Here is a 15,216-nt window from a genome sequence, read left to right on the forward strand (position 1 = left end):
GGGGCACTCCGTGCGGATCGGGATGACGCGCTGCCTCGGTCATGCGCCAGACCAACGCAACAGGGCCACGGCGACCAACGCCAGCGACACCAGCACCGCGATGGCGCCCAGCCAGCGGCAGCCGCGCAGTTGTCGCCACCAGGCGGCCGCTTCGGACGTGCCGCTGGCATCACGGACGCGCCGCGTTGGCGGCGCGGGCGCGGAAGGGGGTGCCGCAGGATGGCGGTCGTCGTGGCGCATGGCCCCAGGCTGTCGCGCAAGCCGTCGCATGCGGGTGAACGCGATGTAGTCCGTGTGTCATTGCGCGGCCAGCGCGGCGCGCTGTCGAGGTAGTGCCGCGCTCGCCGTGCATAGCCGACGCCCGTGACGAAAACGGCTCAGTACGGGAAAGCGTACCGCGTTGTCACGGCTGCCCGAGGGCACAGCGGCGTACGGAGAGTGCGCTCCGCAATGATCAGGCAGCTGCCGCGGCGTGTTGCGGTAGCCGCGCGTCGATCCGGTGCTTGCCGGCCAGTGCCTGCATGCCCTGCAAGGTCGCCTGCACCGCGCTGGCGTAGCCGCTGCGCCACAGCTCGGCGCGCGACTGCCGCGATGCGGCCGCATTCAGTGCCAATGCGAATGCCGGTACGCGCGGGTCGGCCAGCGCGGCGCGCTCCAGGAACGGCTGCTCCGGCGCGATGACGTCGACCGGCGCCAGCCAGGCATCGGCGACCAGTTCGGCCACGCCGGCGCGATGCGAGAGCTGGTGCATGGCGCTGAGCGTCTCGTGCAGCATTTCCAGGCAGGCCCATTGCCACAGCGCCGCCTTGTACTGCGGGTCGGCCTGGTCCAGGGCGGACAAGGCGCCATCGACATGATCGATGCGTAGATCCTGCATGGCCGACTCCACGATACGGCGTTGCGATTTGCCCATTTTGCGCGGCCAAAGTGAGCGCAACGTGAGTCGCGCGGCGATGGCGGCGTGCAGGCGGTCACAGCGGGCGCTGCGGCAGCCGTCGCGTATACTTGCGACGCGCGTCCGCTCGCGCCGATCCCTCACCACGCTCTGCTCATGACGCCACCCTGACACCCGCAGCGCGCATCGGCCCGCCCTCGACGGCAGGCCGCAGGTTGCTGGTTTTCCATTGCCTACAGCGCGCGCTGCCCTTCGACAGGGCGGTGTCGGGAGCGTTTACCTTGAAGCTTTTTTCTTCCCTGCGCCAATCCTGGTGCGGCAATTTACGTGGCGACGTGCTCGCCGGCCTGGTCGTGGCACTGGCGCTGATTCCCGAGGCGATCGCGTTCTCGATCATCGCCGGGGTCGACCCCAAGATCGGCCTGTACGCGGCCTTCTGCATCTGCGTCACCATCGCCTTCGCCGGCGGGCGCCCCGGCATGATCTCCGCCGCCACCGGCGCGATGGCGCTGCTGATGATCGGCTTGGTCAAGCAGCACGGCCTGCCCTACCTGCTGGCGGCCACGCTGCTGACCGGCGTGCTGCAGATCCTGGCCGGACTGTTCAAGCTCGGCGCGCTGATGCGCTTCGTCTCGCGCTCGGTGATCACCGGCTTCGTCAACGCGCTGGCGATCCTGATCTTCATGGCGCAGTTGCCCGAACTGATCGGCGTGCCCATGCCGGTGTATCCGCTGGTGGCGCTGGGCTTGCTGCTGATCTACGGCCTGCCCTGGCTGTCGCGGCGCAGCTTCCCCGGCATCGGCTTGTGGCTGCTGGTGCTGGGCGCGGCCTTGACCGCAGGCAGCATGGCGCCATGGACGCTGCTGCCGGTCGCCGTGGGCGGCGCGGCGGCGCTGCTGCTCGGGCACCGTTGGACTCGCGGGCTGGCCGTGCCGCCGCCGTTGGTGGCGATCGTGCTGCTGACCGGGCTGGCGCTGTACTTCGGCATCCACGTGCCCACCGTCGGCGACAAGGGGCAATTGCCCGATCGCCTGCCCAGCCTGCTGTTGCCGGACGTACCGTGGACGCTGGAGACGCTGCGGATCGTGTTCCCGGTCGCGGCGACGATGGCGGTGGTCGGCCTGCTCGAGTCGATGATGACCGCGCAGATCGTCGACGACATGACCGACACACCCAGCGACAAGAACCGCGAGTGCATGGGCCAGGGCGTAGCCAACATCGTCAGCGGCCTGTTCGGCGGCATGGCCGGCTGCGCGATGATCGGGCAGTCGGTGATCAATGTGAAATCCGGCGGGCGCGGACGCCTGTCCGCCCTGATTGCCGGCACGGTCCTGTTGCTGCTGGTGGTGTTCGCCGGCGCCTGGGTGCGACAGATCCCCATGGCCGCACTGGTGGCGGTGATGATCATGGTCTCGGTGGGCACCTTCAGCTGGCGTTCGCTGGCACAACTGCGTACCCACCCGGCCAGCTCCAGCGTGGTGATGCTCGGCACCGTCGTGGTGACCGTGGCCACTCACGACCTGGCGCGCGGCGTGCTCACCGGTGTGTTGCTGTCGGCGCTGTTCTTCGCGCGCAAGGTCGGGCGCATGCTCGACATCACCAGGAGCGAAGACGCCGATGGCGGCCACACCTACCGCATCCGCGGCCAGCTGTTCTTCGCCTCGGCCGGCAGCTTGGTCGGCGCCTTCGACTTTGCGCATGCGCCGACACGGGTCACCCTGGATCTGAGCCACGCGCACGTCTGGGACATCAGCGCCATCGGCGCGCTGGACCAGGTGGTGCTGAAATTCCGCCGCCACGGCGCACAGGTCCACGTGCTGGGACTGAATCCGGACAGTGCGGCGATGGTCGGGCGGCTGGGCACCCACCAGCGCGGCGACGCCGAGAGCGTTCCCCCGCATTGAGCAGCACCACGCAATCTGGACACGGTGGCGAGAGGACGCGCCGTGCGGCGAACACGCCATCTGGCGGTCGCCGCGCGACGATCGCCGCGCTCCTCTCATGCGCTGACATGGCGACGACATCGCACGATTAGCATCGGCCTGCCGACCGACTGTGCAGGAGACGCGCGATGCCGCTGGACCACTGGCGACTGCCGCCATGCCATTGGGTACCCAACCACCCGTTCCTGCCGGTGCTGCACTACCGGCACTGCGTGGCCGCCATCGACGCCGACGGCTTCGAACGCCGCTTCGCCGCGCACGGCTGGCCGCCGCAATGGCGCGATGGCATCTACGACTACCACCACTACCACTCCACCGCACACGAGGTGCTCGGCGTCGCCGGCGGCAGCGCCCGCGTGGTGCTTGGCGGCCCGGGCGGCCTCGAGGTCGCGCTCGCGGCCGGCGATGCCCTGCTGCTGCCGGCCGGCACCGGCCATTGCCGGCTGTCCGCGAGCGCCGACTTCATGGTCGTCGGTGCTTATCCGGACGGCCAGGACTGGGACATCTGCCGCGAGGCGCCCACCGCCGCGATGCTGCAACGGATCACCAAGGTACCGTTTCCGCACAGCGATCCGCTGCTCGGGGCGAAGGGGCCGCTGCTGGAGTATTGGCAGATGCCTACCGCCATCGACTGACCACGTCGTCCAACATGGTCAAGCCTGCCGTGAAGCGGACTCGGCCGCCCAGACGTCGCACGCCGGATCGAACTCGGTCGTCGCCGCGTGCTCTGACCTCCAACCGAAGCCGCAGATCGCCATGACGCTCTGGCGCATCGGGTCCAGGTCCAGCGACTTGCCGAGATCGACGTCATTGATGGCGGAGGTGACGAACGCCCCCAATCCCAGCTCGGTGGCCGAGAAGTACAGTGCCTGCGAGATGTGGCCGACGTCCAGGGTCAGCGCGCGATAGGCCTTGGCATGCTGGCGATATTTCCAGAACGTGCGGGTGAATCGCGGTGCGAGCAGCACCAGCACGTGGGCATCGGCGAACCAGTGCTGCCCGGCCAGCGCCAGCCGCGCGAATGCATCGATGTCCGGCCCTGGACACGGCAACGGCGCCAACGCGTGATCCACCGGATGGTAGTGGTACAAGCCCGGTTCGATCCCCTCCACCCGGCGCACCAGCAGGTAGGCTTCGGTCGGGTGCAATCCGCCAGCCGACGGCACGTTCTTCTTCAGGAACACCGTATCGTCCTGGACCCGCAGCGTCGCCCGCGCCATCAGTGCGCGCTGCACCATCCGCAGGAACAGCGCATGCGGCAGCGGGCGGGCATCGTCGTAGTTGCGGCAGGTGACGCGACGCGCAAGCATGGCGTCGAAGGCGCCGTCGTCCAACCGCGGCAGCGGAATTCTGGCGAGGCCGGAACCGACCTCCTGCACCTCGGGTGGCGGCGCGCCCAGCTTGCGGCGCAGGTCGGGAGCCGACACCATGCCGTTGCGCTCCATCGCGGTCACCCCGTCGATGCCCTGCCAACGGCTGGCCCAGTGCGCCACGGCCGCGGCCGGCCACCAATGCGCGGACCGCAACGCCTCGTCGCGTTCGCGAAACGCAGCAGAACGCGCGTCGTCGCCGATCAGCAGGCCGCGATCGAGCGCCCGCTCGATCACATCGTCCGCATGGTCGGCTAGGTGCGCGCGCTCGACCCATTCCGTGGGACTGACCTGGCCAAGCAACGGCAGGTCGGCCACGTCCAGTTCGAGCTCACTGTCCAGGTGCGGCGCCAACGCGACCCACGCACGCTCGCGGTGCAGCCCGGCACCGCCACGGAGCAGGCTGGTCAGGTCGAACGCCACGCGTTCCCGCGCCTCGACGAACAGCACGGCACAGCGCCTCAGACGCATGGATCCCTCGTTTCCGCGGTGCGGGAGCGCTGCATCGATTGGCCACATTGGAGAGATGCCGGGCTGCTAGGATACCGCCGCGGCCCCGGTCGTTCCTGCGATCGGCCGTGGCAACCGCACCTCCGCCATGCGTGCAGCGCATGTCCACCGCTATCGAAACAGGGGACCACATCATGACCGACCAGCCGCAAGGGCATCCGCCCTTCGATCTCGCCACTGCCCAGCAATTGCTCACGCTTCTGTCCACCGACGACGACTTCCGCGCGCTGTTCGCGCAGGATCCGGGCGCGGCGCTGCGCAGCCTCGGCCTTTCCGAGCAACGCGCCGCCGCCGCGTTGGAGGAGCCGACCTGCCTGTGCACGTCGGACCTGGCGACCAAGGAAGAAATCCAGGAAGCCCTGGAATTGCTGCTGGCCTACCTCACCGCCGAGGGTACGCACACGGTCGTTCACTGTTTCGAAGCAGGTTCCGTCGTCGCCAGCCTGACTGCCAAATAGGTCGGCAATGCTTGCCCCGCCCAGGCGCGACGGAAGGTCTCCGCCTTCTGCCGCGCCTGGTCGGTCTGGCCCAGGCTGGCCAGAATCTCCGTGATACTCAGCACCGCCAGGTTCGCGTCGGCGACATTCATCGATTGCAGCACCAGTCCGCCGGTCGGCTCGATGTACGCCAGGCCGCGGCGCGCGACCAGCCAGTCGTTTTCGGCCAATGCCTGCTTCTTCTCGCCGGTTGCGAGCAAGGCGTCGCGCAGGCTGACGTGGAGTTGATACGGCTCCCTGCCATCGATCTGTTCGCGTAGCAGGGCGACCGCACCCGCGGGCTTTCCGCTGTCGATGAGCTGTTGCGCCCGCAGCAGCGACAACAACTTGGTCATCGGCGGGAAACCGGACTGGGCAACCAGCGAGGCGAGCTGCGTCGCATGCACGTCGTACAGCGCTGGGTCGCCGCTGCGCTGCGCCAGGCGAATGGCAGACATCGCCACGATGACCAGATCGTCGCGATCGCCGGCGTCGCCATGGACGGCCTGCTGCAACGCTCCGTCGGCGATCCGCGCCAGCGCTCTCCTGTCCACCGTCCGTGGATCGATGACGAACGCGACCGCTTGCTGCGCGATCTGCAAGGGATACCGGATCACCGGCTCTGCATCCGCCGACGCCGCCACGGCCGCCTGCGCGGCAGCGGCGGCGTCGCGCAAGCGCCCCTGGTCCAGCGGAATGGAGATCTGTTCGAAGTGGTCGGTCAACGCCGCCCCCGACGACGCCAGTGCTGCCATGATCCTGTCTGCCGCCGCGTAGTCCTTCATCGCCGCGAACGCGGCAGCGTGGCGTCGGGTCGCCGGGTAGCCGCCGAGTTCCTCGGCCTGCTTGAAGGCGTTCAGCGCGTCGCCGTACCGGCCCTGCGCCAGGTAGATGCGACCCTGCAGTTCCACTGCCACGTCGCGCAGCGGATTCTGTGGCACCGCGAACTTCTGCACGCTGTGCGCGGCCGATGCGTAGTTGCCCTCGGTGAATTCGTCCCAGGCGAACTGCGCCGCGCCGGCGTAGTAGTCCGGATACAGTTCCGACAGCATCTTCCACTTCTGCTTCGCCTGCCGCCACGGGTGCGGGCCGAGTTCGCTCGCCCACGCATCCAGGTACAGCGCATCACGTTCGGAAAGATGGTCGCGCAAGGCCATGGCCTTGGCCAGGTACTGCATTGCCGCGCGATTGTTGGCAGTGGAGATCTCGACCCGCATCGATCCCATGTAGGCGAGTGCGAAATCCTTGTCGATCTCGGCCGCCTTGGCGAAGTACTGATCGGCGGTCTGGAAGTCGCGCCGGGTGAAGTACTTCACCGCGATCGCGTAGGCCTTCAAGGCGTCCAGGCTGCTGGTGGTGACGCTCGGCAGCGGCGGCGAATTCTTCCTGATGATCTCCTCGCCTTCGCCCAACTGCTCGCGCAGCGATGTGGTCACCGCATCGATCGAGGCCAGCACCGAGCCGGCCCCGCGGCCGTCGCGGGACTCGGCATAGACGGTCGCCTGCGTCTTCGGATCGACCACCTCCGCGCTCACCCGCACCCGCCCGCCAACCTCCGAGACCGTGGCGAGCAGCACGGCGCGTGCGCCATCGCGCTGCGCGATCTCCGAGGCGGTGGCGCGATCCAACGGCGTGTGCTCCGGATCGCGACGCATCCGCGTCAGCGTGTCACGCACCTTCAGATCGCTGAGCACGTTGACGTAGCGCGACTGCTCCAGGCTGATGCGGAAGGCCTGCTGCAGCGAGTCGTCCAGGGCCACGTCGCCAGTGAGATTGCGCAAATCCCCCACCACCACCCAGTCGCGTTCGGCGAAGGCGATGGCCGGCTGCGGGCGGGTGACGAACCAGGCGCCGAGCGCGAACGCGGCGATCAGCGCCGCTTCCGCCGCCAGCGCCGCCGGCCGGCGCCACAGCGGGATGTCGCGCCAGGCCTTGGGCGTGGGCTTGGGCGCGCGCAGCGGGGTGTGGCCGATCTCGCCGACTTCGTAGATCTCCAGCGGGGTCGGCACGCCCTTGAAGCGCCAGCGGCCGTGCGATTTCCACAGCAGGCGCTCGCCGCGCTCGCCCAGTTCGCGCGCGGCGCGGTGGGTCAGCGACTCGGCCACCGCCGAGAGCAGGATCTGTCCGGGCCGGGCCAGGGTCATCAGCCGCGCCGCAGTCGGCTTGGCCAGGCCTTCCACTTCCAGCGGCTTGGCGCCCACCTGCACCGCGGCGTCGCTGTTGCGCCAGGTCAGCACCTCGCCGACATGCAGGCCGGCGCGCACCTTCAGCTCCAGCGCGCGCGGCGCGCCCAGGGCGTGCAGGCCGCGGCTGTAGTCCAGGGCGAAGCCAAGGCCGTCGATGGGCCGTTCGAACAGCAGCAGCAGGCCGTCGGAGCGGTCGATCAGGCGGCCACGCCAACGTTGCTGCAGCTCCAGCACCAGCGAGTCGTGACGCTTGAACAATTCGGCCGCATTGGCGTCGCCGAGCTTTTCCACCAGCGCCACCGAGTCGCACAGGTCGGTCAGCAGCAGGGTGCGCAGCTGCGGGACCTCGGGCGGCGGTGCGGGGGCGTCGGTCATGGCGGCGGCTCGCGGGGACGTGATGGCTCAGCAGGGCGCGGAGGCGAGGTCGTGCCAGTACAACCGGTTGCCGCCCTGGCGCTTGGCCTCGTACAGCGCCGCATCGGCGTTGGCGTACCAGTCGTTCCAGTCCGAATGCGGATCGACCCGGCTGATGCCGATGCTGACCGGGCAGATGTGCGGCGCCGGGTGCGGCACACCCAGCAGGTTCTGCACGGTGGCGAGCACGAACTCGCCGATCCGGCGCAGGTCCTCGACGTTGCCGGCGGCCACCAGCAGGCAGAACTCGTCGCCGCCCAGGCGACAGGCGATGTCGTCGGGCCCGGCCACCGAGCGCAGGATGTTGGCGACGTTCTGCAGCACGCGGTCGCCGACCAGATGGCCGTGGGCATCGTTGATGTGCTTGAAGCGGTCGCAGTCGATCAGCAGCAGACCTGGGCCGGGCGAGCGGCCGTCGCGGCGGCACTCCTGCAGGCGCAGGATCAGCCCGCGGCGGTTGTGCAGGCCGGTGAGTTCGTCGGTGCGCACCAGCTCTTCGGTCTGGGTGAGCTGGTGGGTGGTGGCGTAGAGGTTGTCCAGCGCCGCTTCCAGGTCGCGGTTGCGCCGGCGCAGCTGGCGGATCAGGGTCTGCTCGTTCATCACCACGCGCATGATGGTGCGGCGCAGGAAGTAGGCGACCACGCCCGGGTCACGCTCGACCAGGCGCTGGAAGTCGTCGTGGTCCAGTTCCACCAACGCGCCGTCGCTGGCGGCGAGCGCGTCGGCGCTGCGCATGTGGTTGCCGATCAGCAGGCCCAGCTCGCCGAAGAACTCGCCGTGGCCCAGGTGCTTCACCACCAGGTCCTCGCCGAAATCCAGATCGATCACGCCACTGGTGATCACGAACATGGCGCTGCCGCCATCGCCGCGGCGGAACAGCACGTCGCCGGCGCGCACCGTACGGGCGCGGCCGAATTCGGAAAACAGGCGCAATTCCGCAGCGGTCAGCACCGCTAGCTCGTTCGGCTTCGGAGCGACCGCAGCGTTGGAAATTGTGCCGCGTGCGGTGGATGCGGCGCTGTCGCAGCTCATCCGGCCCCCTCATGTGACGTCGCTGGCCCCTGGCTGGGGAGCATAGCACCTACACGTGGCGCTCACGATACGTTTCACAGCCGATCTCACCCTTTCAAGAGACACGGCGGCCAGCTGTCGCACGCGGTAGACACCGTCCCCGCCATTGCCAAAAGCGCGAAAAAAAGCCCGGGCGAACCCGGGCTTCCCACCTCCTGCCAGGGAGGGGCGAGTCATCGGCGCCTGGCTGCAGGGTCAGGCCGCTTTCTCGCCATGGAACTGCTCTTCCTCGGTCGAGCCCGTCAGCGCGGTGGTCGAGGACTGGCCCTGCTGGATCGCCTGGGTCACCGCATCGAAGTAGCCGGTGCCGACCTCACGCTGGTGTTTGACCGCGGTGAAGCCACGGTCGGCGGCGGCGAACTCGGCCTCCTGCAGCTCGACGAAGGCGCTCATCTGCCGGCGCGCATAACCGTGCGCCAGGTTGAACATCGAGTAGTTCAGCGCATGGAAGCCGGCCAGGGTGATGAACTGGAACTTGTAGCCGTAGCTGGCGATCTCGCGCTGGAACTTGGCGATGGTGGCGTCGTCCAGGTTCTTCTTCCAGTTGAAGCTGGGCGAGCAGTTGTAGGCCAGCAGCTTGCCCGGGAACTTGGCGTGGATGGCCTCGGCGAACTTGCGCGCGAACTCCAGGTCCGGCTTGCCGGTCTCGCACCAGATCAGGTCGGCGTAGGGCGCGTAGGCCAGGCCACGGCTGATCGCCTGGTCCAGGCCCTTGTTGGTGCGGAAGAAGCCCTCGACGGTGCGCTCGCCGGTGGTGAACGGACGATCGTTGGGATCGATGTCGCTGGTCACCAGGTCGGCGGCCTCGGCATCGGTACGCGCCACCAGCAGGGTCGGCACGCCCATGACGTCGGCGGCCAGGCGCGCGGCGTTCAACTTCTCGATCGCCTCGCGGGTCGGCACCAGCACCTTGCCGCCCATGTGCCCGCACTTCTTCACCGAGGCCAGCTGGTCCTCGAAGTGCACGCCGGCCGCGCCGGCCTCGATCATCGCCTTCATCAGTTCGAAGGCGTTGAGCACGCCGCCGAAACCGGCCTCGGCGTCGGCCACGATCGGCTGCAGGAAGTCGATCTCGTCCTTGCCTTCGGCGTGGTGCAGCTGGTCGGCGCGCAGCAGGGTGTTGTTGATGCGCTTGACCACCGCCGGCACCGAATCGGCCGGGTACAGCGACTGGTCCGGATACATCTGCCCGGCCAGGTTGGCGTCGGCAGCGACCTGCCAGCCGGACAGGTAGATGGCGTTGAGCCCGGCCTTGACCTGCTGCATCGCCTGGTTGCCGGTCAGCGCGCCCAGCGCGTTGACGAAGTCCTTCTCGTGCAGGTACTTCCACAGCTTCTCGGCACCGAGCCGGGCCAGCGAATGCTCCACGTGCACCGTGCCGCGCAGGCGCACCACGTCGGCGGCGGTGTAGTTGCGGGTGATCCCGGCCCAGCGCGGATCGGTGTCCCAGTCGCGCTGGATCTGTTCGGCGGTCTGCAGCGTGGTGCTCATCTGGCGTTCTCCTCGAAATGGATGCAGCGATGAAACGGTGAGGGTGTGGTCGGATAGAAGGCGTTGGCAGGCACGGAAGGGATCCGCTGCAGGGACACCGCTTTCACGATTCCCCATTCCCGAATCCCCACTCCCGGCTTCACCTCAATCAATCAACTCATAGGCCGGCAAGGTCAGGAAATCGGCCAGTTCTTCGTCGCGGGTCAGCTTGTCGAGCAAGGCGATGGCCTCGTCCACTCGCGCCCCGCCCGGCAGCAGCGCGCGCTCGCCCAGCCGCGCCGGCAACTGCCGCAGGCAGGCGTCGAACAGGGCGAAGTCGATGGCGGTGCCGTCGTCCAGGTGCAGGCCGCCCACGTGCAACCACTGCCACAACTGGCTGCGGCTGATCTCGGCGGTGGCGGCGTCCTCCATCAGGTGATGGATCGGCACGCAGCCGTTGCCGTCCAGCCACGCCGCCAGGTAGCGCACGCACACTTCGATGTTGCCCTCGAAGCCGGCGCGGGTGATGGTGCCGGCGGACGGGGCGATCAGCGTGTCGCGGTCGGCCTGCACGTCCTCGCGGCGCACCGCTTGCTGGTTCGGCGTGCGCATGTGCTCGTCGAACACCGCACGGGCGATCGGGATCAGCGCCGGGTGCGCCACCCAGGTGCCGTCGTGGCCGGCGGTGACTTCGCGCAGCTTGTCCGCGCGCACCCGCGCCATCGCCTGCTCGTTGGCCGCCTCGTCGTGGCTGATCGGAATCTGCGCGGCCATGCCGCCCATCGCATGCGCGCCGCGGCGGTGGCAGGTGCGGATCAGCAGTTCCGAGTACGCCTTCAGGAACGGCTGGGTCATGGTCACCTGGCCGCGCTCGGGCAGCACCCGGTCAGGATGCCGGCGGAAGGTCTTCAGGTAGGAAAAGATGTAGTCCCAGCGGCCGCAGTTCAGGCCGACGATGCGCCCGCGCAGCGCGTGCAGGATCTCGTCCATCTCGAACACCGCCGGCAGCGTCTCGATCAGCACCGTGACCTTGATCTGCCCCTGCGGCAGGCCGAGCATGTCCTCGATGTGGGCCAGCGCGGTCTCCCACAGCGCGGCCTCTTCCATCGACTGCAGCTTGGGCAGGTACAGGTACGGGCCGCGGTCCTTGGCCTGCAGCGCGCGGCCGTTGTGGAAGGCGAACAGGGCGGCGTCGAACAGGCCGCCGGCCAGCGGCTGGCCGTCGACCAGCACGTGCTTCTCGTCCAGGTGCCAGCCGCGCGGGCGCACGATCAGCACCGCCTGTTCCTCGTAGGGGCGCAGCGCGTAACGCTTGCCCGGGCTGCCGTCGCGCGCGGCCGGCGCGGTGAAGGTCAGCGTCCCGGCGACCGCCTCGGCCAGCGCGCGCTGGCCGGCGACCAGGTTGCGCCAGGTCGGCGCGGTCGAGTCCTCGAAGTCGGCCATGTACACCTTGGCGCCGGAGTTCAGCGCGTTGATGACCATCTTCGGATCGGTCGGGCCGGTGATCTCGACCCGGCGGTCCTGCAGCGCCTCGGGCAGCGGCGCCACCTGCCAGTCGCCGTCGCGGATCGCACGGGTGTCGTCGCGGAAGTCCGGCAGGCCGCCGGCGTCGAAGAACGCCTGGCGCTCGCGCCGCGCCGCCAGCCGCGCCTGCCGCTCCGGCTCGATCGCCCGGTGCAGCGACACCAGCAGGGCCAGCAGCGGCGGCGGCAGCAGGGCGTCCTGGCCGGCCAGCGAAGCGGTGAGCGCGATGCCCGGCGTGGAGCGCGTGGACGGGTCGGGAGCGGCGGCGAAAGCGGGGGCGGACATGTGGGGATTCCTCGATGTTTCCGGGGCTCCACCGTGCTTCCATGGCATGTATTTGACAAAGCAGTTTTGTCAATGCTTTATATAAGTGAGACTTATATCTATCACGTCATGGCCACAGGTAGCGCCGCAACCCCGCGATTTCCCTACAAATCCGACCGGTTGAAACCGCTGCGCGCGTTCTGCCAGACGGTGCGGCTGGGTGCGGTATCGCGGGCGGCGGAGGCCCTATTCGTCAGCCAGCCGGCGGTCACCCTGCAGTTGCAGGCGCTGGAACGGGAGCTGGGCGTAGTGCTGTTCGAGCGCAGCGGCCGCCGCCTGGTGCCCAGCCGTGAGGGCCAGTTGCTATACGAGATGGCGCAGCCGCTGGTCGAGAGCCTGGACCGGCTGGAGGCGGACTTCCGCGAGAAGGCGCGCGGGCTGGACGCCGGCGAACTCAACGTCGCCGCCAACAGTTCCACCATCCTCTATCTGCTGCCGAAGATCGTGGAGGCCTTCCGCGCCCGCCACCCGCAGGTGCGGCTGACCCTGCACAACGCGATCAGCGCCGACGGCACCGACCTGCTGCGCGAGGACGCGGTGGACCTGGCGGTCGGCTCGATGCTCGACGTGCCGGCCGACCTCAGCTACGCCCCGGTGTACCGCTTCGAACAATTGCTGATCGCCCCGCGCGACCACGCGCTTGCCCGCAAGCCCAGGCTGACCCTGGAAGACCTGTCGCCGTACCCGCTGATCCTGCCGCCGCGCCGGCAGGTCACCTATCGCCTGGTCGACCTGGTGTTCCAGCAGGCGCGCGTGCCCTACACCGTGGCGCTGGAAGTCGGCGGCTGGGAGGTGATCAAGCAGTACGTGGCGATGGGCATGGGCGTGTCCATCGTCAGTTCGATCTGCCTCACCGATGCCGACCACGCGCGCCTGGCCACGCGCGCGCTGGGCGATTACTTCCCGGCGCGCAGCTATGGCGTGGTGGTACGCAAGGGCAAGTACCTGTCGCCGCAGGCGCGCGCCTTCATCGAGCTGATCCAGCCGGACCTGTTCACCCCGCGCGGCTACGACGAGAGCGGGCCGTCGGAGCGTTGAGCGCGGCGGCACGTGCTCCCGGGCTTCTCGCGCTCCCGGGCTTCTCGCGCAGCTCAACCCAGGCGATCCCAATGCGGCGGCTGCCCGATCGCCTGCCGCAGCAACTGCGCCAAGCGCGCCACCCGCGCCGGCAGCGGCGTCTGGCTCGGCACCAGCCACAACCACTGCTGCGGCCCCGACGGCAACGCCGCCTCGTGGAACAGCGCGCGCAGGCGATGCCGGCGCAGATCCTCCCCGACCAGCCAGGTCGGCAGGCAGGCCACGCCCAGCCCGTCCAGCGCGGCCAGCGCGGCCAGGCGCAGGGTTTCCAGATCGTCGCAGCGCAGTCGCCGCGGCGGCAGCGCCGCGTCCGCGCCGAGCACATGCCGCCAGCTGATGACCGTGTCGTCGTGCCGCTTGTCGAGCAGCGCGTGCGTCGCCAGCGCCGGCAGGCGCTCGACCGGCCCTGCGCCATGCAGGTAAGCGGGACTGGCGCAGACCACCCGCCGCAACGGGGCCAGCCGCAGCGCACCGGTGGGCGCCGGGTCCGGACCAAGCCGGATCACCGCATCCAGGCGTCGGCGCAGCGGGATGTCGAACCGCTCCACCAAGTCCAGATCGAGGTGCAACTGCGGGTGCCGCCGCGACAGGTCCGCCAGCAACGGCATCAGTTGCGTGCGGCCGAACGACGGCAGGCAGCTCAGCCGCAACGTGCCCACCACTTCCCCCTGCAGTTGCGCCAGTTCCGCGCGGGTTTCGGCCAGACCGCCGAGCAGTTCGGCGGCACGCCCCTGCAGGACGCGTCCGGCTTCGGTGAGGGTCAGGCTGCGCGTGGAGCGGACCAGCAACTGCGCGCCCAGCGCCTGCTCCAACGCATCCAGCCCGCGGCTGAGCGAGGACACGGCCATGCCGCGATGGCGCGCCGCGGCGGACAGGCTGCCGGCCTCGACCACATCGAGAAACAGCTGCAGTTGGCCGAACAAGCGCTGGAAATCGTCCATCGTTGCAGTTTACGCAAAGCCGAATTGCGCCGGCGTGCGCGCATCGTGGGCGCCCCGCCGCCGCTGTGCGGCCGCTTCCCGAGGAGTTCCCATGCAGTCCATGACCCGAGACGACATCGCGTTCGCCGCCGATGACACCACCCTGCGAGGCTGGCTGTATCGCCCGGCCACGACCACCCCAGCACCGATCGTGGTGATGGCGCACGGCTGGTCGCTGGTCAAGGAGGCCTACCTGGATCGCTATGCCGAGGTGTTCGCCGCCGCCGGCCTGGCTGTGCTGGTGTACGACCACCGCGGTTTCGGCGACAGCGACGGCACGCCGCGGCAGGAGATCGATCCGTGGCGCCAGATCGAGGACTGCCGCCACGCGATCACCTTCGCCGGCAGCCTGGACGGCATCGACCCCACGCGCATCGGCCTGTGGGGCACCAGCTACAGCGGCGCGCACGCCATGCAGGTGGCCGCCACCGACCGACGGGTCAAGGCCGTGGTCGCGCAGGTGCCGGGCCTGGCCGGCTACCGCAACGGGCTGCGCCGCGGCAGCTACGAACGGGCCGACGCGCTGCAGGCGGCGTTCGCCGCCGACCGCCTGACGGTGCTGCGTGGCGGCGTGCCTGCGCGCAAGGCCGTGGTCGGTGCCGCCGACGCGATTTTTCCCAGCGACGATGCGCGCGCGTTCTTCGAAGGCGCGGCCACGATCGCACCGAACTGGCGCAACTGGACCACGCTGCGTTCGGCGGAGTGGAGCCGCGGCTACGAGCCGGCAAGCTTCGCCGCTGCGATCAGCCCGACCCCATTGCTGATGATCGTCGCCGACCGCGACTACATCTCTGGCACCGACTTTCAGTTGCAGGCCTATGCGCAGGCGCTGGAACCGAAGCGGCTGCTGATGCTGCACGGCGGCCACTTCGTGCCGTACGTCGAGCAGTTCGATGCCTCCAGCAGCGCCGCACGCGACTGGTTCGTCGCGCATCTGGTGCCGACGCCGGCCGTCGCGGCCTGAGCCGCCTGTACG

13 protein-coding genes are annotated in these 15,216 nt (G+C 69.2%); 5 read left to right on the forward strand and 8 right to left on the reverse strand.

The features are described 5' to 3' along the window. Positions 1–39: 39 nt before the first annotated feature. The gene (locus GGR71_RS15790) at positions 40–240 is read right to left on the reverse strand and encodes a hypothetical protein (protein WP_160961280.1); all 201 of its coding nucleotides are present in this window, start codon (positions 238–240) and stop codon (positions 40–42) included. A gap of 214 nt (positions 241–454) precedes the next feature. Next, on the reverse strand, positions 455–877 hold the full coding sequence (locus GGR71_RS15795) for a hypothetical protein (protein WP_160961282.1): 423 nt from the start codon (positions 875–877) through the stop codon (positions 455–457). Positions 878–1,176: 299 nt separating this feature from the next. On the opposite strand from GGR71_RS15795, the gene GGR71_RS15800 reads away from it, so the two are divergent. Then, on the forward strand, positions 1,177–2,799 hold the full coding sequence (locus tag GGR71_RS15800) for a SulP family inorganic anion transporter (protein ID WP_160961285.1): 1,623 nt from the start codon (positions 1,177–1,179) through the stop codon (positions 2,797–2,799). 167 nt (positions 2,800–2,966) lie between these two features. After that, entirely contained in the window at positions 2,967–3,473 is a 507-nt protein-coding gene (locus GGR71_RS15805; RefSeq protein ID WP_160961287.1) for a cupin, read from the forward strand. Positions 3,474–3,491: 18 nt separating this feature from the next. Here the strand turns inward: GGR71_RS15805 and GGR71_RS15810 are convergent, their stop codons facing one another. Further along, positions 3,492–4,679 carry a putative peptide maturation dehydrogenase gene (locus GGR71_RS15810; RefSeq protein WP_160961423.1) on the reverse strand — a complete coding sequence of 396 codons (1,188 nt, stop codon included), beginning with the start codon at positions 4,677–4,679 and terminating at the stop codon, positions 3,492–3,494. 140 nt (positions 4,680–4,819) lie between these two features. Here GGR71_RS15810 and GGR71_RS15815 point away from each other — a divergent pair, with 140 nt between their 5' ends. Continuing rightward, complete coding sequence (locus GGR71_RS15815; protein ID WP_160961290.1) at positions 4,820–5,176, forward strand: NHLP-related RiPP peptide; 357 nt, start codon at positions 4,820–4,822, stop codon at positions 5,174–5,176. Here GGR71_RS15815 and GGR71_RS15820 read toward each other — a convergent pair. The 4 genes from GGR71_RS15820 to aceB all read right to left on the reverse strand — a co-directional run bounded on the left by GGR71_RS15820 (position 5,128) and on the right by aceB (position 12,144). Next, a complete protein-coding gene (locus GGR71_RS15820; protein ID WP_160961292.1) occupies positions 5,128–7,755 on the reverse strand; it encodes a putative peptide modification system cyclase in 2,628 nt (875 codons plus the stop codon). The two genes, GGR71_RS15815 and GGR71_RS15820, sit on opposite strands and share 49 nt — an antisense overlap. Before the next feature lie 27 nt (positions 7,756–7,782). Then, positions 7,783–8,826: a GGDEF domain-containing protein gene (locus tag GGR71_RS15825; RefSeq protein ID WP_160961295.1), complete on the reverse strand. Its 1,044-nt coding sequence runs from the start codon at positions 8,824–8,826 to the stop codon at positions 7,783–7,785. A gap of 234 nt (positions 8,827–9,060) precedes the next feature. Continuing rightward, positions 9,061–10,356 carry an isocitrate lyase gene (gene aceA, locus GGR71_RS15830; RefSeq protein WP_160961298.1) on the reverse strand — a complete coding sequence of 432 codons (1,296 nt, stop codon included), beginning with the start codon at positions 10,354–10,356 and terminating at the stop codon, positions 9,061–9,063. 144 nt (positions 10,357–10,500) lie between these two features. Then, on the reverse strand, positions 10,501–12,144 hold the full coding sequence (gene aceB / locus GGR71_RS15835; protein ID WP_160961301.1) for a malate synthase A: 1,644 nt from the start codon (positions 12,142–12,144) through the stop codon (positions 10,501–10,503). Positions 12,145–12,252: 108 nt separating this feature from the next. Between aceB and GGR71_RS15840 the strand changes: the two genes are divergently transcribed. Further along, positions 12,253–13,221, forward strand: coding sequence for a LysR family transcriptional regulator (locus tag GGR71_RS15840; protein WP_160961303.1), 969 nt, complete (start codon positions 12,253–12,255; stop codon positions 13,219–13,221). 53 nt (positions 13,222–13,274) lie between these two features. On the opposite strand, the gene GGR71_RS15845 is transcribed toward GGR71_RS15840, so the two are convergent. Then, positions 13,275–14,201, reverse strand: coding sequence for a LysR family transcriptional regulator (locus GGR71_RS15845; protein WP_160961306.1), 927 nt, complete (start codon positions 14,199–14,201; stop codon positions 13,275–13,277). 100 nt (positions 14,202–14,301) lie between these two features. Between GGR71_RS15845 and GGR71_RS15850 the strand changes: the two genes are divergently transcribed. Then, the gene (locus GGR71_RS15850) at positions 14,302–15,204 is read left to right on the forward strand and encodes an alpha/beta hydrolase (RefSeq protein ID WP_184452112.1); all 903 of its coding nucleotides are present in this window, start codon (positions 14,302–14,304) and stop codon (positions 15,202–15,204) included. The last annotated feature ends 12 nt before the right edge of the window (positions 15,205–15,216 follow it).

Source organism: Xanthomonas sp. F1 (genome assembly GCF_014199855.1).